This is a genomic window from Metabacillus niabensis (assembly GCF_020524345.1).
GTDB lineage: Bacteria > Bacillota > Bacilli > Bacillales > Bacillaceae > Metabacillus > Metabacillus niabensis_B.
This window is the reverse complement of record NZ_JAIVLH010000014.1, coordinates 79,571-97,895: the sequence shown is the minus strand read 5'-3', so window position 1 is coordinate 97,895 and position 18,325 is coordinate 79,571. Positions and strand designations below refer to the sequence as shown.

The 18,325-nt window shown below is 36.7% G+C and carries 21 protein-coding genes; 7 read left to right on the top strand and 14 right to left on the bottom strand.

Annotated features, from left to right (window positions below; translation table 11 throughout):
- Nucleotides 1–87 precede the first annotated feature (87 nt).
- Nucleotides 88–783 (top strand): DUF2225 domain-containing protein, encoded by a 696-nt coding sequence (locus LC095_RS16140; RefSeq protein WP_226529118.1) that lies wholly within the window; start codon nucleotides 88–90, stop codon nucleotides 781–783.
- Between the two features lie 20 nt (nucleotides 784–803).
- On the opposite strand, the gene LC095_RS16135 is transcribed toward LC095_RS16140, so the two are convergent.
- Nucleotides 804–1,040, bottom strand: coding sequence for a YuzB family protein (locus LC095_RS16135; RefSeq protein WP_226529117.1), 237 nt, complete (start codon nucleotides 1,038–1,040; stop codon nucleotides 804–806).
- Between the two features lie 417 nt (nucleotides 1,041–1,457).
- Between LC095_RS16135 and LC095_RS16130 the strand changes: the two genes are divergently transcribed.
- Entirely contained in the window at nucleotides 1,458–2,525 is a 1,068-nt protein-coding gene (locus tag LC095_RS16130) for an NAD(P)/FAD-dependent oxidoreductase (RefSeq protein WP_226529116.1), read from the top strand.
- 42 nt (nucleotides 2,526–2,567) lie between these two features.
- On the opposite strand, the gene LC095_RS16125 is transcribed toward LC095_RS16130, so the two are convergent.
- Nucleotides 2,568–2,888 carry a YuzD family protein gene (locus LC095_RS16125; protein ID WP_226529115.1) on the bottom strand — a complete coding sequence of 107 codons (321 nt, stop codon included), beginning with the start codon at nucleotides 2,886–2,888 and terminating at the stop codon, nucleotides 2,568–2,570.
- A gap of 222 nt (nucleotides 2,889–3,110) precedes the next feature.
- On the opposite strand from LC095_RS16125, the gene LC095_RS16120 reads away from it, so the two are divergent.
- Nucleotides 3,111–3,350 (top strand): NifU family protein, encoded by a 240-nt coding sequence (locus tag LC095_RS16120; RefSeq protein ID WP_026559029.1) that lies wholly within the window; start codon nucleotides 3,111–3,113, stop codon nucleotides 3,348–3,350.
- Between the two features lie 362 nt (nucleotides 3,351–3,712).
- Here the strand turns inward: LC095_RS16120 and thrB are convergent, their stop codons facing one another.
- The 5 genes from thrB to yutH all read right to left on the bottom strand — a co-directional run bounded on the left by thrB (nucleotide 3,713) and on the right by yutH (nucleotide 9,230).
- Nucleotides 3,713–4,633 carry a homoserine kinase gene (thrB, locus tag LC095_RS16115; RefSeq protein WP_226529114.1) on the bottom strand — a complete coding sequence of 307 codons (921 nt, stop codon included), beginning with the start codon at nucleotides 4,631–4,633 and terminating at the stop codon, nucleotides 3,713–3,715.
- Nucleotides 4,630–5,688: a threonine synthase gene (gene thrC, locus LC095_RS16110; RefSeq protein ID WP_226529113.1), complete on the bottom strand. Its 1,059-nt coding sequence runs from the start codon at nucleotides 5,686–5,688 to the stop codon at nucleotides 4,630–4,632. The genes thrB and thrC overlap by 4 nt, the downstream gene beginning before the upstream one ends.
- Complete coding sequence (locus LC095_RS16105) at nucleotides 5,688–6,986, bottom strand: homoserine dehydrogenase (protein WP_078431300.1); 1,299 nt, start codon at nucleotides 6,984–6,986, stop codon at nucleotides 5,688–5,690. The genes thrC and LC095_RS16105 overlap by 1 nt, the downstream gene beginning before the upstream one ends.
- A 173-nt stretch (nucleotides 6,987–7,159) precedes the next feature.
- Entirely contained in the window at nucleotides 7,160–8,128 is a 969-nt protein-coding gene (locus LC095_RS16100; RefSeq protein ID WP_226529112.1) for a 2-hydroxyacid dehydrogenase, read from the bottom strand.
- Between the two features lie 91 nt (nucleotides 8,129–8,219).
- Entirely contained in the window at nucleotides 8,220–9,230 is a 1,011-nt protein-coding gene (yutH, locus tag LC095_RS16095) for a spore coat putative kinase YutH (RefSeq protein WP_226529111.1), read from the bottom strand.
- A gap of 268 nt (nucleotides 9,231–9,498) precedes the next feature.
- On the opposite strand from yutH, the gene LC095_RS16090 reads away from it, so the two are divergent.
- On the top strand, nucleotides 9,499–9,999 hold the full coding sequence (locus LC095_RS16090; RefSeq protein WP_026559035.1) for a phosphatidylglycerophosphatase A: 501 nt from the start codon (nucleotides 9,499–9,501) through the stop codon (nucleotides 9,997–9,999).
- 81 nt (nucleotides 10,000–10,080) lie between these two features.
- Here the strand turns inward: LC095_RS16090 and LC095_RS16085 are convergent, their stop codons facing one another.
- From LC095_RS16085 to LC095_RS16075, 3 genes are all read right to left on the bottom strand, one after another.
- Nucleotides 10,081–10,857 carry a TIGR01457 family HAD-type hydrolase gene (locus tag LC095_RS16085; protein ID WP_226529110.1) on the bottom strand — a complete coding sequence of 259 codons (777 nt, stop codon included), beginning with the start codon at nucleotides 10,855–10,857 and terminating at the stop codon, nucleotides 10,081–10,083.
- 69 nt (nucleotides 10,858–10,926) lie between these two features.
- Entirely contained in the window at nucleotides 10,927–11,370 is a 444-nt protein-coding gene (locus LC095_RS16080) for a DUF86 domain-containing protein (protein WP_226529109.1), read from the bottom strand.
- 12 nt (nucleotides 11,371–11,382) lie between these two features.
- Nucleotides 11,383–12,555, bottom strand: a complete 1,173-nt coding sequence (locus LC095_RS16075; protein ID WP_226529108.1) for an EAL domain-containing protein — start codon at nucleotides 12,553–12,555, stop codon at nucleotides 11,383–11,385.
- A 305-nt stretch (nucleotides 12,556–12,860) separates the two neighbouring features.
- On the opposite strand from LC095_RS16075, the gene LC095_RS16070 reads away from it, so the two are divergent.
- Complete coding sequence (locus LC095_RS16070; RefSeq protein ID WP_226529107.1) at nucleotides 12,861–13,127, top strand: DUF3055 domain-containing protein; 267 nt, start codon at nucleotides 12,861–12,863, stop codon at nucleotides 13,125–13,127.
- A 69-nt stretch (nucleotides 13,128–13,196) separates the two neighbouring features.
- Here the strand turns inward: LC095_RS16070 and LC095_RS16065 are convergent, their stop codons facing one another.
- The gene (locus LC095_RS16065) at nucleotides 13,197–13,472 is read right to left on the bottom strand and encodes a YutD family protein (RefSeq protein ID WP_226529180.1); all 276 of its coding nucleotides are present in this window, start codon (nucleotides 13,470–13,472) and stop codon (nucleotides 13,197–13,199) included.
- 119 nt (nucleotides 13,473–13,591) lie between these two features.
- On the opposite strand from LC095_RS16065, the gene LC095_RS16060 reads away from it, so the two are divergent.
- Nucleotides 13,592–14,275, top strand: a complete 684-nt coding sequence (locus LC095_RS16060) for a YhcN/YlaJ family sporulation lipoprotein (protein ID WP_413467496.1) — start codon at nucleotides 13,592–13,594, stop codon at nucleotides 14,273–14,275.
- Between the two features lie 147 nt (nucleotides 14,276–14,422).
- On the opposite strand, the gene lipA is transcribed toward LC095_RS16060, so the two are convergent.
- Complete coding sequence (lipA, locus tag LC095_RS16055; protein WP_026559041.1) at nucleotides 14,423–15,319, bottom strand: lipoyl synthase; 897 nt, start codon at nucleotides 15,317–15,319, stop codon at nucleotides 14,423–14,425.
- Between the two features lie 278 nt (nucleotides 15,320–15,597).
- Here lipA and LC095_RS16050 point away from each other — a divergent pair, with 278 nt between their 5' ends.
- Complete coding sequence (locus LC095_RS16050) at nucleotides 15,598–16,599, top strand: M23 family metallopeptidase (RefSeq protein WP_226529105.1); 1,002 nt, start codon at nucleotides 15,598–15,600, stop codon at nucleotides 16,597–16,599.
- Nucleotides 16,600–16,633: 34 nt separating this feature from the next.
- Here the strand turns inward: LC095_RS16050 and LC095_RS16045 are convergent, their stop codons facing one another.
- Complete coding sequence (locus tag LC095_RS16045; protein ID WP_216776414.1) at nucleotides 16,634–16,738, bottom strand: methionine/alanine import family NSS transporter small subunit; 105 nt, start codon at nucleotides 16,736–16,738, stop codon at nucleotides 16,634–16,636.
- 5 nt (nucleotides 16,739–16,743) lie between these two features.
- Nucleotides 16,744–18,258: a sodium-dependent transporter gene (locus tag LC095_RS16040; RefSeq protein ID WP_226529104.1), complete on the bottom strand. Its 1,515-nt coding sequence runs from the start codon at nucleotides 18,256–18,258 to the stop codon at nucleotides 16,744–16,746.
- Nucleotides 18,259–18,325 lie beyond the last annotated feature (67 nt).

The following is an 18,325-nucleotide window of genomic DNA, read 5'->3' as shown; positions in this document are numbered from 1 at the left end:
AACTAAAAAAACTAGTCCGTTTTTCATATGAATCTGATATAATTAGATCGTATATAATCGTTTACAAACCTATTAGGAGTGATTCCTATGAATAAAGAACCAGAATACTTATATGCTCGAAAAGTTGAGTGTCAAATTTGTAAAAATACATATGTGACAAAAAAAGTAAGATCACGTTTTATACGTGCTCATCGACATGATACTGATTTTTGTTCATTCTATACTTCAACAAATATTAACCCTCTGTTGTATTACGTTTCTGTTTGCCCAGTGTGTGGCTTTTCATCTTCAGAAGAATGTACAGACTATTTTCCACCAATGTCAAAGGATCTCATTAAACAGAAGATATGTCATAATTGGAATAGAAAAGATTATGGTCAAGAACGCACATTAGACATGGCCATTAACTCCTACAAATTAGCAATATACTGCGCAACCATAAAAAAGGAAAAACATATTGCACTTGGTGGTCTTTATATACGACTTGCCTGGTTATATAGAACCGAACAGGTAAATCCTCAAGAAGAACAGCGTTTTTTAAGGCTCGCCCTTGATGAGTATATTCTATCCTATTCTGTAGGTGATTTTACCGATACACCTTTCTCTGAGACCAAGCTGCTTTACTTAATTGGAGATTTAAGTAGACGAGTTGGATTAGACGGACAAGCAACACGCTATTTTTCACGTGTCATTGAAAAACAAAAAGAAACGATTGAGAAAGGAATCGTTCAAATGGCGAAGGATCGTTGGAGTGAAATGCGGGAAGCAAAAAAATCAGGGTAAAAAGCCACATAAGTGGCTTTTTAAAACATTGGGTTTTCTTCTAAAAATGTATACACATTCTCGACTAACTCATCTGGCGTGTCACCCATGACCATTTCCCCATTTACTAACGCATATAATGAATGGCCACATTTGCCACAATAGCTTAAACACCCATATTCTATAATATCTAAGTTAGGGTCCCTCTCCAGCTTCTCTAACGCTGCTTGTCCCCCATTAGCTAAATTACTAATACAAAATTCAATAATTGGCTTCATTTATTCCCACCTCTCCACTGTTTATCCTAATAGGATAAGCATCAGTACGTCAAATTTTATTATACTCTATGTTTTCTATCGAAATAAATTATTTCATTTCATAGACTATTATACATCTGGAAACTTTTTTGTATAAAGTATAGAAATAGGATTGTAAACACTATCTAAATAATTCATAATTGTGTTGTACTGTATCTTAGAATAGTTCATTTTACCAAAAAAGAAAACGTTCTTTCAGCATTTATATTGTGAAAAAATGCGAATTTCGTTATACTTTTTATGGCTTTTTTAATCATCTGTAAGAAAAAATATTTATTTTAAGATATAGGGGTATCTCTTTCTTATTCATTCATTTATGTAATACAACATTATTTTCAAAGAATTTTAAAAAAAGTGGGGAAAAAGGAGTATTAAAAAATGAAGAACCTAGTTATCCTTGGTGGCGGGTACGGCGGAATGAGAATTTTACTTCGCTTACTTCCGAATCAGCTACCTGACGATGTGCAAATTACTCTTATTGATAAAAACCCTTATCACTGTCTGAAAACTGAATATTATGCTCTGGCAGCAGGGACTATTTCCGATCATCATATTCGTGTATCCTTTCCGGAGCACCCTAGACTTCAAACTGAATTTGGCACAATTACAAAAGTTGATCCTAACAAAAAGGAAGTTATTCTAAACGAGGATCGTGCTATATCATATGATGATCTTATTATCGGTTTAGGCTGTGAAGATAAATACCACAATGTTCCTGGTGCTGATGAGTATACATATAGCATCCAATCAATCGACCAATCTCGTGAAACATACCAAAAATTAAATAATTTACAAGCTGATGCAACTGTTGCCATAGTTGGGGCAGGATTAAGCGGTGTTGAGCTTGCTAGTGAACTTAGAGAAAGCCGCAAAGATTTAAAAATAAAGTTATTTGACCGAAGCAAACACATTCTTTCCAGCTTCCCGGAAAGATTAAGCACATATGTAGCGAATTGGTTTACTGAACATGGTGTTGAAATTATAAGTGAAGCCAATATTACTAAGGTAGAACCAAATATCGTATTTAATCATGATCAACCATTTGAATGTGATGCGATTGTTTGGACAGCCGGTATACAGCCGAATAAAGTTGTTAGGGATCTTGATGTTGAAAAAGATAATCAAGGAAGAGTTAAATTAACAACCCAGCATTTCATCCCTCAATATGAAGATATATTTGTCGTAGGTGACTGTGCAAGTCTTCCACATGCTCCTAGTGCTCAGCTAGCTGAAGCACAAGCTGAACAAATAGTTCAAGTTTTACTTAAAAAATGGAATAACGAGCCTCTTCCAGAGAATTTCCCACCATTTAAATTAAAGGGAGTTTTGGGATCATTAGGAAAGAAACAAGGCTTCGGACTTGTTAATGACAGACCTTTAATGGGCCGTGTACCGCGATTATTAAAATCCGGAGTTCTTTGGATGTATAAATATCATAACGGATAATAAAAACACACACACTCGTCGAGTGTGTGTGTTTTCTGTTCATCACTGACCTATATACCCGTACCTTTCCATTTCTTCGTAAATGGTCTTCAGTCGCGGGCTTCCTTCACCAACAACCTTGCCTTCAATCACAACTAGTGGATAAAAATATTCATCATCTAAAATCTTTTGAACAAATTCCTGTTTTTCTTCATCTTGTTGAGGTTTATCAATATCAATATAAGTGATATGAAAAGGCTGATTATTAAATTTTCGTTTCAGTGCTGCATCAAGCCATTCATATGTTTCCTTAGCTGATGGCAAATTGACACAGCTTGGACAAAGGACCTCTGCACCATATACACTAATTTCAACTTTTTTCACTCTAACACCACCGCTTTTTTCTACATTGTATTCTATTTCTTACAATCTTTCCATCTTCATCATTTGGGTATACTTACTAATGTAAACAGGTGGTTATCTCTTACGTTTATAAATGAAATATGATAAAATATACTCGATTACTTAATGAAAAAATAAATCATACGATTAGATTTTTCTCGCCATTTCAAATATAATATGGAATAAGGAAAGGAGTCGATAATAATGACAACTGAAACTGCAATGTTTGAACAAGTTCAAGAAGTTCTAGATAAATTACGTCCATTTTTACTTCGTGACGGAGGAGATTGTGAACTTGTAGATGTAGAAGATGGTATTGTAAAACTTCGCCTTTTAGGTGCTTGTGGAAGCTGCCCAAGCTCAACAATCACATTAAAAGCTGGTATAGAACGTGCATTATTAGAAGAAGTACCAGGAGTTGTAGAAGTAGAGCAAGTGTTTTAATATGTGAAAAAACTCGGTAGGCCATTTTGGTATATCGAGTTTTTTTATTGTCATTTTCATTGTTATTACTTGTATAGTATTTATTATTATGCAGGACTTTTCAATTCTTATTTAACTTTAGTTTGTCTTTCATTTGTCGTATGAAAGACTTTTTCTTTCTTTATTTCCTTTGATTTGTTCTTCATCCCACCTATGAAGGACTTTCCTTTCTTTTTTTGTTCTATTTGTCCTTCATCTCCTATGTTTAATGCACTTCCTATACCCAAAAACATTGTAAAAAATAAAAGGCATGCCTCAGATATGAGTACATGCCTAAAAAGCTAATTAGTATTAAATAAGACCCGCTTGTGAGCGTCTTCTCATTATAAACTCTTTATCTCCTGTACTTGCTCTACTCGACAGCCAACTACATCAATTTCCAAGCTTTCAACATTACAATTTACAAAATCTTTTGCAAGTGTTTGAGCAAGTTCTTGTCCCTTTCCTTTTGCTGTGAAACAAATGATAGTTGGACCTGCCCCGCTTAAGGCTGAACCGTAGGCACCAAGATGTTGAATTTTCTCTTGAACAGCTTGGATCTCCGGAATCAGCTTACCGCGATATGGTTGATGAAATAGGTCTTTAACCATCATCTCTCCAACAAGGTTCCAATTATTTGTAAGAAGTCCAGCTACAAGCATATTGCTAATTGCACTAGCTTCTACAGCATTTTTATAGGATAGTTCTTGTGGCAAAACATTTCTTGCGTCACTTGTGAACACTTCGTATTTCGGAATCACAACAACCGTATCTACATCGATATCCTTCACACAAACCAAGTCTGTTTTTTCAGCCTGGTGTAAACCAATAACCAAACCTCCGTATAATGACGCCCCGACATTGTCAGGGTGGCCTTCTTCAAGACTTGCCATTCGAAGTTTTTCATCATCACTCATTTGCAACTGACAAAGCTGATTAGCAAGCTCAATCCCGGCAATAATAGCAGCGGCACTGCTTCCAATTCCTCTTGCCATAGGAATGTCACTCCACACCTTTACCTCACAAGGAGGAAGGGTCTTGTTGTACGTTTCTGCAACTTGTATAGCAACCTTAGCAATTAAATTATCTTCATTTGTAGGTAGGTCCTTTACATGCTCTGTCATCGGCAAAAAAAGCAATTTGTCTGCTTTTTTCACCTCAAGTGTTAAGTACTTACCAAGAGCAAGACCGACAGAATCAAAGCCAGGCCCCAAATTAGCTGTACTTCCAGGAACGATAATTCTTAACATGTCCCCTTCAATCATTGTACCGGCACTCCACTTAATTGCTGTAAGAATGCTTCTTCATCATTAGGAAGAACGATCGGCTTAATTTCAGAAACATCAATCGCTGTGTTAGGATCTTTTAAACCATTACCAGTTAAAACAGCTACAACCTTGCTTCCCTCTGCAATAAGACCTAATTTGCGATGTTTGATAAGACCTGCAATTGAAGCACATGAACCAGGCTCAGCAAATACACCTTCCTCACGGGCAATCAATTGATAAGCCTCTAGAATTTCTTCGTCAGTTACAGAGTCAATTCGACCGTTGGATTCTTCTTTCGCTTTAACTGCTGTTTCCCAGCTGGCTGGATTTCCGATACGGATCGCAGTTGCTACTGTTTCCGGATTCTCAATTGGCTCACCGCGAACAATTGCTGCAGCACCTTCTGCTTGGAAACCGTGAATTTTCGGTAAACCAGTTTGTTTTTTCGCATTGTATTCCTTGAAGCCTTTCCAGTACGCAGTAATATTCCCTGCATTACCTACAGGAATAGCTAAATAATCCGGAGCACTTCCCAATTGCTCACAAACTTCAAATGCCGCTGTTTTTTGACCTTCAATACGGTAAGGATTAACTGAGTTAACCAGTGTAATCGGTAGCTTTTTACTTATATTACGAACCATTGTTAACGCATGATCAAAGTTTCCTTGAATAGCGTAAATATCAGCACCATACATAACTGCTTGAGCTAATTTTCCGAAGGCAATTTTTCCGTCAGGAATAAGAACGATACACTTCATATTCGCTCTGGCTGCATAAGCTGCTGCAGCTGCCGATGTGTTTCCTGTAGAAGCACAGATAACTGTATCACTGCCTTCTTCTTTTGCTTTCGCAACCGCCATAACCATTCCACGGTCTTTAAATGATCCGGTAGGGTTTGTTCCCTCTGTTTTCACATAAAGCTCCACACCCAGCTTTTCAGAAAGCTTTGGAAGATGGATAAGTGGTGTATTTCCTTCTTGAAGCGTTAATTTAGGTGTTTTTTCTGAAACAGGTAAAAACTCTGCAAATTCTTGAATTAAGCCTTTCCACATCATACTAATTCGTTCCCTTCTACACGGTAAGTACTTTTCACTTCTTCTACTACATCTAAATCATTCAGGAGTTGTAATATTTCTTCAAAGTCACTTTGTGCAGCTTTATGTGTGACAATGACAATTTCAGCAAGGTTGCTATTTTTTATTGGTAACTGCAGGATTTTCTCAAAGCTTACGCCTCTCTCAGAGAAAAGTGATGTAATATTTGCAAAAGCTCCAACTTGATCTTTCGCACTAATTCTTAAAAAGTGTTGAGCGTAAATATGCTCAGGACTTTTTAATTGTTTTTCAAATTGAGGTGCTACCGCACTTCTTCCGTTAACATCAAGTCTCATATTTTTCATTACACCAACTAAATCGGACACAACAGCTGTTGCAGTCGGTAAACTTCCTGCTCCGGGACCATAAAACATTGTTTCTCCTACAGCTTCACCATACACATAAACCGCATTATACTCATCATTAACCGATGCTAGCGGATGTGTTTCAGGTAATAATGTTGGCTCAACTGATACTTCGATTTTTCCGTTTTCACGTTCAGCGATTCCGATTAGTTTCATAGTGTAACCTAGACGCTTACTATAACTAATATCATCATCTGTTACACTTGAAATCCCATTTACATTTACATCATCTAAGTCAACATGCATCGAGAAACCAAGTCTAGCAAGGATTGCCATTTTTCTTGCCGCATCCAAGCCTTCTACATCTGATGTAGGATCCGCTTCCGCATAGCCTAAGTCCTGTGCTTCTTTTAGCACTTCATCATAGGCACTACCGAATTTGGACATCTTTGTGAGAATAAAGTTTGTTGTTCCATTCACAATTCCCATCATTTTTGTAATCCGATCAGATGCTAATCCATCTACTAAACTACGTAAAATTGGAATACCTCCTGCAACACTTGCTTCATAAAATAAATCACAGCCGTTTTCTGTCGCAATCGATAATAATTCTGTTCCGTACACTGCCATTAAATCCTTGTTTGCTGTTACAACATGTTTTTTTGCTTTTAACGCTTCAATCAATTGCTTACGTGTTTCTTCGACGCCACCCATTACTTCAATGACAACGTCAATATCAGGGTTATGAATAACGTCTTCTACATTAGTTGTAAGCATTTCTTTATCGATATGAACTTGACGCTCTTTTTCTAAATTTTTCACGACAACTTTCTTTACTTTTACCGGGCATCCTACTTGATGCATAAGTTTATCTTGATGGTCTTCAATAATTTTCACAACACCACTACCAACCGTACCGAGACCTAAAAGTCCAACATGAATTGCCTCCACACTACTCCACTCCTTCTTGTATATCTATAAAGTACAACTGTACTCTCATAAAAGACACTAATAATATACTTGTCATTATAAGATGCTTAGAACTGTTTTACAAGGGTGAATTTTCAGTTTTTTAAATTAAAACGTTTTCACACTAAAAAAAGTATAAATGAACACTTTTTAAATTAAATAACCACCCTTGTTCTTGGCTCATTTCCATTTAGAACTGCTGCTATATTCATTGCGCAAAGCTTCATCATCGCGTACCTGGTTTCATAGCTTGCACTTCCTATGTGCGGGAGAGCCACAACATTATGTAATCCAACAAGAGGATGTTCAGCACCAATCGGTTCATTTAAAAAGACGTCAAGCCCTGCCCCTGATATCTCACCATTTACAAGAGCATCATACAAGTCTTCTTCATTTACAACAGCTCCCCGACTCGCATTGATAAATATGCTAGAGTTTTTCATTTTTTGAAAGGTATCTTTATTAAAAAGTTCTCTTGTTTCCGGAGTTAAAGGTGCGAGACATACAATAAAATCTGAAGCAGTAACCAATTCATCAAATGATCGATAAGTTGCACCTAATGTTTTTTCAGCATTTTCATTTCTTGAACGATTATGATAAAGAATTTCCATCCCAAAACCTGTTGCACGCTTTGCGACAGCCTGCCCTATTTTACCCATCCCGACAATCCCAATCGTTTTATGGTGAACATCATGTCCTGCTAACAATAATGGTCCCCAGCTTTTCCATTGATTTTGTTTAACATATTCAGAAGCTTCCATTAAACGCCTTGCTGTTGAGAGCAATAATCCAAATGTCAGGTCGGCAGTTGTGTCAGTTAGTATATCAGGGGTATTACACACAACAATACCTTTTGAGTTGGCATATTGAACATCAATATTATCAAATCCTACCGCAAGATTAGCAATCACTTTCAATTGACCTGCCTTATCGAGTAATTCCTTATCGATAGAATCTGAAAGCATGGTTAATAAACCATCTGCCTTTTCAGCTTTTTCAAGTAAGATTTCACGGGGACAAGGTATTTCCTCTTCCTTCCACATGTCAACATCAGCCACTTCATATAACGGTTTTAACTGTTCTTCTGAGCATTTTCTCGTAATATAGATGTAAGGTCTTTTCATCTTTTTCACCTCTTCTATTAAATGAACTACCTTTATTTTATCATAATAAAAAAGAATCCTGCCTATAAGTATTGGAGGATTCTTAATCATATTATGAATATGTTGTTAACCACTCTATGTTTGGAAGCATGATTCTTTTTGTCTTCATGGATAACATGCTCGCATAGGCTCGTAAGAAAGCTTCATAGTGTGCAGAATCATTTAGAATACGGTTTAATTCTTCTTCAAATAATGGTTTTACATCTTCTGGTGATAAATAGTAATCTTCCACACATTCAAAGTAATGGATAGGAAATAACAATCGGCTGTAAATTAATCTCCAGGAAAATGGAGATAATGGCGATGCTCTATCATACTCTTCCAGAAATCGAAAGCCTTCCAGCTTTAGCTGTTCTTGTTTTTCAAAGTAAAGATGTCTCATATATTCCGCTAAGTCCCTACTAGCATGGTCAAACACCCAATCAACAGGCGATTTTATCATCAATGCAGGATTCCAAGTTGTTGAATGAAATCTTTGGTGGCAAATGGTTCCTGAGTCATTTGGATGTGGTTCCTCATCTAGTTCTGTGTCAACTAAATATTGAATCGCATTTTCCGCCAGCCCTAAATAATATGGAAATGATTCAACAAACATTTTTTCAAATTGAGTGAGTGGTTGTGTTTGGACTTTTCCTCTCCAAAACATTTCTAATTGATCTAACCGTTTCTCCCATAAGACTTTCCACTGGCCGATACGCTGAGTCTTCGTAACTTGATAAGGATAGACCCTTGCTTTTGCATGGAAACGAGCAAGATCTCTTCCAGGATATGTTGAGCGCCCTTCTGTATAGGCTGAGCATTTCATTACGACATACCTTACTTGATTTTCTTCAAAATAAAGATGATTTTTTTTGGTTAAGACAAAACTTGCAACATATGGTTCTCTTTTTTCAATCATAAATTGACTTAATTGATATAGTTCAAATAATTCCTCTTCTTCTATATGCGAAACTGGTACAATTACAAATTGGGTTTGATGCAAACGAAATGAATCATATCGTCCAACCTTCTCAAACTCTGTTACCTTAACACCATACTCATCATATATTGTTTTTTTCACCACATTTCCCCCCTGCAATGCATTCCCTATTCTATCGTAATCATTTATTGTGAAGTTTATGATTAAATGAGGAAGGGAGAAATCTTTTTTTGGAGAAATATACTATAAGGGTCGGTTTTAATTAACAGCATATACATACGATTACCAATCCTTGATTTCGTTAAGAATGGTAAAAGTTCATTGTTTTTAAAGTTTACATGCATATATCCAAGCACGGCATCATACAATGAATGAATACACCATATGCAAAATAAAAGAATGGGTGATCAAGATGAAAAGCAATGAAAAAATGGATTTTGTGGAAAAAACAGCTAGAGATTGGTTAGTCAAAAGAGGAGTCAAAATAGAAGATATAGCAGACCTCGTTTATTTTCTTCAAGAAAAATATCATCCAAATTTATCAATGGACGATTGCATTGAAAATGTAGACAGAGTCCTGACTAAAAGAGAAGTTCAAAATGCCATTCTTACTGGAATACAGTTTGACATACTTTCTGAAAAAGGCCAATTAGAGGAACCATTACAATCGATCATAGCGACTGATGAGAGCTTGTATGGTGTAGACGAAATTTTAGCCTTTTCGATTGTCAATATATATGGATCAATCGGTTTCACAAATTATGGATATATCGATAAAATGAAACCAGGTATATTACAAGCCCTAAATGATAAGTCATCAGGACAATGCCATACCTTTTTAGATGATATTGTTGGAGCTATTGCAGCTGCTGCTTCAAGTAGACTTGCTCATAGAGCTAAAAATGTGGAATAAGTTTTAGATGTTGAAAAACAGGAAAAGCCATCGGACAGGTTAGAAGATGCTAATCGATGTCCATATGGCTTTTTCTTATGTTTATGATTGAAGCAAGTTTAAATAATCTGTTAATGAATCAACTGAATATGTTGGTTTTTGTTCATATCGCTCTAAATGCACCTTTGTCGTAACCCCTGTATGAACAAGTAATGTATCCAATCCACAGTTCATTCCAGCTTTTATATCTGTATCATAATTATCCCCTACCATGATCACCTTGTCCGGATCCATCCCAAGAACTTGTATTGCCTGTTCAACAATAATTTTTTCCGGCTTCCCAATGAAAATTGGTTTTGTATTGGTCGAAACAGAAACAACTGAGGTTAAAGCTCCATTTCCAGGTAAAAGACCTCTTTCTGTCGGAATCGCAATATCTGCATTTGTTGAGATAAAGGTCGCTCCATTACGTACCGCAATACATGCCTTCGCAAGCTTTTCATAGGTAAGTTCTCTATCAATCCCAGTGACTACAAAATCGGGATTTTCTTCTACGATCTGCAGTCCGCTTGATTGAAGAGCTTGTTTTAACCCTTCTTCTCCTATCATATATACAGAAGCATTTGCCTTTTTTTGAGCTATAAAGTTGGCTGTTGCCTGACTTGTTGTGAACACACGGTCTTCTGTTGCCAAAATATCAAATTCATTTAGCTTCTTCGCAACAAGTTCAGGTGGCTGTGAGGAATTATTTGTAACAAACAAATAAGGAATGTTTTTCTCTGCTAAATAGTGAACAAATCGACTAGCATCTTCAATTCTCTCCGTCCCTCTATACATTGTCCCATCTAAATCTATAAGGTAACCACCATAGGTTTTCATTCTAAATTCCTCCTGTTTCCTCAATAGAAAGAGGATGACTTCATCGTCACCCTTTTGCTCTATTTTTAATTATGTTAATGGTTTAAATGCAGAAACCGGGCCAAGCTCATTTTCTAGATAATTTCTAACGTCGTATGAAAAACTAACTAAACCTTGTTTATGAGAAGAAATAGTCGTCAAAAGTTCCTGATGATCGATCTCAATATAATCTTGTACAAGTTTTTTTCTGAGCATAATAACCTGCTTTAAATCATGGCCATTTCCTTCATTCACTACTTTTTCATCCAGCAGGATGTCAATGATATCCTCATAGCTTCCAGGGTCTCTCATAATAAAGCCATCAATCATCGCATTACCAACATCAATGATCGTTTCAATAAACATATGACAAATACGCTCAAGTGCTGCTTTTTCCAAGTCACTGTCCCATGTGGATTGATGTTCAAACTGGTTAATCTTTTCATTTAAGAAGTCTAGCTTTGCTTCAATTTGTCCCCGATCAACAAAATACAAAATATCACCTTCCTATAATAAAGCAACACGTTCTTTTTCCATATTACCAGGCTTTGCATAGAAATAGCCTTGTGCCAAATCTACCTGGTTCCTCTTCAGAACATCTGCTTCTTCCTTCTTTTCAATTCCTTCTGCTACTACAAGCGAACCTGTTTCTCGAGCAATTAATATAAGGCCTTTTAACATTGATTCCTTTACCTTGCTCGTGTCAATGTCTTGGATAACTGAGCGGTCAATCTTGATAATATCAGGAAGAATTTCACTTATTGTATGTAAGCTGGAATAACCAGCACCTGTATCATCAACCGCAATTCGAAACCCCTTTTTACGCAATTGCTTAATATTATCATGGAAAAAATTTAACCCTTCAATGGAATCTCTTTCTGTTACTTCAAAAATCATCTTATTGGGATCAATATCAGGATGACGTGTTAGCAATTTGTCAAGGCCTGCTATGAATCGTTTATTCCCAAGAGTGATAGGAGTAAAGTTAAGGAATACATCATCCACACATCCAACAGCATCAATTAATTGAAATGATTTTTCCAAAACTAATAACTCAAGGTCATAAATTAAATTGGACTGTCTGGCAAGGGAAAATAGCTGGAGTGGATTTTCAAGTGCGGTCCCTTTAGGACCTCTTGTTAAAAACTCCCATGCTTTAATTTGATTGCTGGATAAATCAATGATGGGCTGAGCCAACAACGATATATCCCGTTTTTGAATAATCTCCCGCATTTCCAGTAGTGTTTCAATATATCGGGATTGTATTCGTTTTTCCGCCATGGCAACTGCTTGTTGCTGGGCTGTATATAAAGCTTCTTGTGTAGTGGAATAAGTTCTTTCGATAAACATATATCCAACTTCAAAGGATTGCTTAAAATATGGATATTTAGTAAACATATACTTTTCTAATTTCGGAAGAAGAATTCTAATTAATTTCTCAATATGTACAACACTTTGTTTGTCATCGTTAATTTTAAAAAAGATCGTAAGACCTTCACTATAATAATCATGCACAACTAGAAGATCCTCACGGAAAGGAGAATGCTCAACTACTTTCCTAAATCCTTCCCTAAGCACGCTTTTATATTCTTTAAGCTGCACTGGTTCAAATTGTTGGGAAAATTCACGTAGGTTTGAAATGGTGATCACAACAACAGCAACCTGATTTTTTTGTGTCATTGCTTGATAGACACCTTCTAAGATTGGGTCCCTTAGTACAAATTTCGGTGGATAATACTTTAATTTATTTTGACGTACAAAAAGTTTACTCCACTTTTTCAACCTGCTTATATGCTTATCACAAGACCCACTCATCATATGTACTCAACCCTTCTGGCATTAACCTATACATACGTCATATTTTATCATATTTTTCTATCCTTCGACTGATTTCCCGGAAAAATTTATTACCTCAGACATTTATCAAAGGAAAAGGATTTGTTATGATAACAATAGTCTTAGCTTAAGATTAAAGGAGTGATACCATGTCTGAACGCTTTTTTTTATATGATGATACTGTTGAAACTAAAACACGTTTCGTCAGTTTTATGGGAGATAACCAGCGATTTGATTTAGCAGTTATTCAAAGTGACCGATATTATGGAAAACAACTTGTATTGGATATACAGAGTAACCGTTTTGCCATTATTGGAGAAGATGATTTAAAGGAACCAGGTTATATAGAACATGCCTTTAACTTAAATGAAGAAAATGCAGAGGAGCTTCGTGAATTCTTATTTGAAATCATTTAATGTATGAATAATTTTATAATGAGAACCCCCCAATTAAACCTTAAAAGGGGGTTTTCATGTCAAGTATACTTATTTCTTTACTTTTTTCAAAACAAAATATGCACAGCCAAAGTTACAATACTCAAAAATGTATTCTTCAAGGGTGCTGATTTTTGTGTCGTATGTAGCTTTTTGGTTTTGATCATCGAAAAAGCCTCTTAGCCTTAACTGATTATATCCCCAATCTCCCACAATAAAATCATATTTATTTAAAATTTCACTATATCTTTCTTTAAATGCTTCTTCATTAAATCCATCTTTTTCTTCTTTGACTAATTCAAAAATTTGATTCTGAACAGTTATCATGATTTTCACCTCATCCATATTCACTATTCTTATCATAATCGAAACAACCTCAACCATCAATTGCTATGCAATTTTCCTCTTCCTTTGGAAACGATAAAGACGAGGAGGTGCTACTGTTGATAAAAACAAAATTAACAGCCACTGTTTTAGGCTTATCATTATTAACTGCTTGTCAATATGGCGCAGAAGAAGATACATCTTTCATGCATGAAAATGGAAACACCATAAACGTTAGTGACCGCACTGACTTGTACAATGAAGAGGGAGTTCCGAACGCAAATGACAAAGGTGCAAGCTTTGGATTTGTTCGTCACCAAAAAAGTGGAATTCCTCAAGATGTTGCCTACACACCAACTCCTGGAATGAACCGTGAGCAGGTGGCTAATACAATTAGTAGTCTAAGCGTTCAGCTTCCGAATGTAAATGATGTTGCGACATTGGTGACTGATGAAGAGGTATTAGTCGCTTATGACACGGACTCGAAGGATCGAAATGAAACAGCCGATCAAGTCAAAAAGACAGCATTATCTGTCGTTCCACGATATTATCACGTGTATGTGTCAGATAATCCCAATATGATTCAACAAATACAAGCATATAGTCCACTCGATTCAACAAGTCGTGACATTGATGAAATCCTGAGCGATACAATTCACAAAATGCTTGAGTCTCCACAAGGCCGTGCTCTTAACAAAGGGGAAAATGCAAACGGTGAGGGTTATGGAGAAATGAATGAGGATATTGATGACGATATGAAAGATGATTACGAAAGAGTCCGATATGAAAAGGATAAAATGCAATAGTATCAATTGGTGAACTGGAACTGCCCTTTGGGTAGTTCATTTTTTCCGCTGAAGATCTTAGTATTCGCTGATAAATTTAGTGTTCTCACCAGGGAAACGAAAAAAGGAGAGAGAAACCAAAATCAGGTTTCACTCCCCTTTTTTCAATTAAGCATGAGCTTGTTTTTGTTTAGCTGCTGAGTTTACTTGCTCATCAGCATGATAGGAAGACCGAACAAGCGGACCTGCTTCACAATGGCTGAATCCCTTACTTAGCGCAATTTCACGTAGTTCTGCAAATTCATCCGGATGGTAGTACTTTTGGACTTTTAAGTGCTTTTTCGTTGGTTGTAAATATTGACCAATTGTCATAATATCAACATCGTGTGCTCTTAAATCATCCATTGTTTCAATAATTTGTTCTTTCGTTTCACCTAACCCGATCATGATACTCGATTTTGTAGGAATGTCCGGTTGCATTTCTTTCGCACGCTTTAAAAATTCCAATGAGCGGTCATATTTTGCACGAGCACGGACCCTTGGAGTAAGTTCACGAACTGTTTCAATATTGTGGTTTAAAATGTCGGGCTTGGCGTCCATTAAAATTTTCAGGTTTTCATATACGCCACCCATATCCGAAGGTAATACCTCAATAGAAGTGAATGGGCTTTTGCGTCTAATGGCACGAACTGTTTCAGCAAACACATTTGCTCCACCGTCTTTTAAATCATCACGGGCAACAGCTGTCACAACTGCATGCTTCAAATTCATAAGTGCCACAGAATCTGCCACGCGTTCTGGTTCTGCTAAATCAAGCTCTGTTGGAAGACCCGTTTTAACCGCACAGAATCTGCAGGCACGTGTACAAACAGCACCTAATATCATAAATGTTGCCGTACGACGAACTGCCCAACATTCATGGATATTCGGGCATTTTGCTTCCTCACAAACGGTGTGAAGATTTTTTTCTCTCATTAGTTTCTTTAGATCTGTATAATTTTCGTTAGTATTTAGTTTTATTTTCAACCATTCTGGCTTACGTAAATATTCTTCCTTCTTCGCCATCTGATTCATCTCCAATATGTATTCTATATTGATTTATTCCTCAAAACATTACCATATACGTTTACCACTTTATCATAAGGTCATGTGTTGGACAAGGAAAAGGAACGTATGTAATTTCTAACATTTTCTATTAATGAAATAGAAAATGAAAACCAAACTATAAAAAGAAACTTAGATATGGGTATTCCTTATACCAGTATTACCTCTCATTTTCCTACTTAACCAATAACAGGATATCGAGCTGTCACCAGAGAATTTAAAGAAAGGAGCTCATTACTGTGAAAAAAGTGGTATCACTCATCATCATCTTTATGGTGATTCAACTTTCAGTCCAGACGAGTGTCTTAGGAGCTGAAAAGACAGATCAACAAAAAGAAAACGAAAAGCTAATGAGCTTATATAGAAAAGTTGAGACAATTACATCTATTCCTTGGTATGTATTAGCTGCTGTTGATCAATATGAAAGAAATGTCCGTCACTCAAGAAAGGATATACCTAAAGCTGATGGATCAATTGAGATATATATTAAACCTGAGGTATGGGCTGGTCCATTGAACCCAAATCCAAATGATAAAAATCCAGCAAGTATAGGGCTTTTTGGTGGAATTGGGGAAGATGGTGATGGTGACAAAATAGCCGATCCAAAAAATGATGAAGATGTTTTGTATTCATTTGCTCACTATCTGCAAACATATGGGTCTGATTTAGAAAATCTAAAGATTGGCTTGTGGGATTATTACCATCGCGATAAGTCTGTGGGACTTATTTTAGGTCATATGAAATTGTATAAACATTATGGCCGCTTAGATTTAGGCAAACACACCTTTCCAGTTCCGCTAGGTCATAATTTTAGCTATAAGAACACCTGGGGTGATGCACGTGGTTGGGGAGGGCGAAGGATCCATGAAGGAACTGATATCTTTGCAAACTATGGTGTGCCTGTTAAGTCAACATGTTATGGAGTCATCGAAATGAAAGGTTGGAACCGTTTTGGTGGATGGAGAGTTGGAATTAGGGACATTGACAACACCTATCATTATTTTGCCCACCTAAATGGTTTTGCAGATGGCCTTAAGATGGGACAGATTGTTGAACCCGGTCAATTAATCGGATCAGTTGGAAGCTCCGGCTATGGTCCTCCAGGAACAGCAGGGAAATTCCCACCACATTTACATTATGGATTATACAAAGATAACGGGCGAACTGAATGGTCATTTGACCCTTTTCCACATCTTAAGTCATGGGAAAGAGCAGATCGAGCGGAAAGAAGAAAAAAATAAGAGGCTGATATCAAGAATATCAGCCTCTTCCTTACTACTTTCGTTTAGCTTTTACAACAGCATTCGCAATACTTGCTGCCATTCCGCCCCAAATAATAACCATACCTATAATCATCATGGCAATTGCGCTTCCACTCATGACGGTTAGACCCCCTTACTCTTACTCTTTGACATTGAAAGTGAATTGTCAGCTGAGTTGCGCTTAATTGTGAATAACACACCCACAAGCATTGCTCCAATTGCTACTGTCCATCCCCAATTAAATAAGAAGCCTAAAGGATAGTCACCGTAAGGAGCAGTTAGGTTATTTCGTAGGTTATCAAACATCATATAACCTAAGACTGCTGGTGTAATAAATCCTAAGCAAATTCTCCACCATGCTCCTACTCGAATATCAGACATTGAATTTGCGTGTGATTGAAGATTCTTAAGCTCTTTTGCAAACCACGCAATAGCAATTACTTCAAATAAACCTGCCATCGCTACTCCGAACTGATTAATAAAGTAATCTACAGAGTCAAGGAAATATAAACCGCCTTTTGTAGCATAAATTAAGGAGATTAATGCAGAAAGTCCACCACCAAATGCAACTGCTTTCGTTCTTGATACATTGAATTTTTCTTGCACACCTGCTACAAATGTTTCAACGATTGAAATTAAAGATGATAAACCTGCCAGCACTAGCGATCCAAAGAATAAGAAACCAAATAATCCATTAAGCGCTGGAAATTCGTTGATAATCTGCGGGAAAACAACGAATGCTAGACCTACTCCCGCTTCTACTACTTCACTAACCGGAACACCTTGTTGTGCTGCCATAAATCCTAATGCACTAAACACTCCAATACCTGCTAACAATTCAAAACCAGAGTTACTAAAGCCTGTAATAAATGCATTGTTTGTAATATCAGATTTCTTCGGTAGGTAGCTTGAATAAGTAATCATAATAGCAAAAGCAATTGATAAACTGAAGAAAATTTGACCATAAGCTGCTACCCATACTTTACCATCAGCAATTTTACTCCAATCAGGTTTAAAGAAAGCATCCAAACCTGCTGCAGCTCCTTCTAGCGTTAATGCACGAATAACGATAATACCGAATAATATAACTAGCGCAGGAATAAAGATCTTGTTCGCCACTTCAATTCCCTTTTTAACACCTGCGAAAAGAACACCTAGAGCTAAAACCCAAACAAGAACTAATGGTATTAATACACCTGGAACTAATCCTCCAAACTGACCTGGTGTTTCAGCCAGTTTTAAGTAATCACCGAATAAGAAATCACCTGGTTCTGATCCCCAAGTTAAGTTAAATGAGAACACCGAATAAGACATTGCCCAAGCAATAATAACTGCGTAATAAGTGGAAATGACAAATGAAATTGCAACTTGCCACCACCCGATCCACTCAGAACCCTTGCTCATTCGTCCCAATGACATAGGAGCCGATCCACGATATTTATGACCTATAGTAAACTCCATAACAAGTAATGGAATACCAGCTGTTAAAAGTGCGAATAAATATGGAATGAAGAAAGCCCCACCTCCATTTTCATACGCTGTTGCTGGAAACCTCCAAATATTACCTAAACCTACTGCAGAACCAATGGCTGCTAGTATAAATCCTGCCCTTGTCCCCCACTGTGGGCGATTATCCATCGTTTTTCCTCCTCTTATGTTTCTCTTTTTAAAAAGTGGAAACAATTAGAAATTATATAATTTTCTG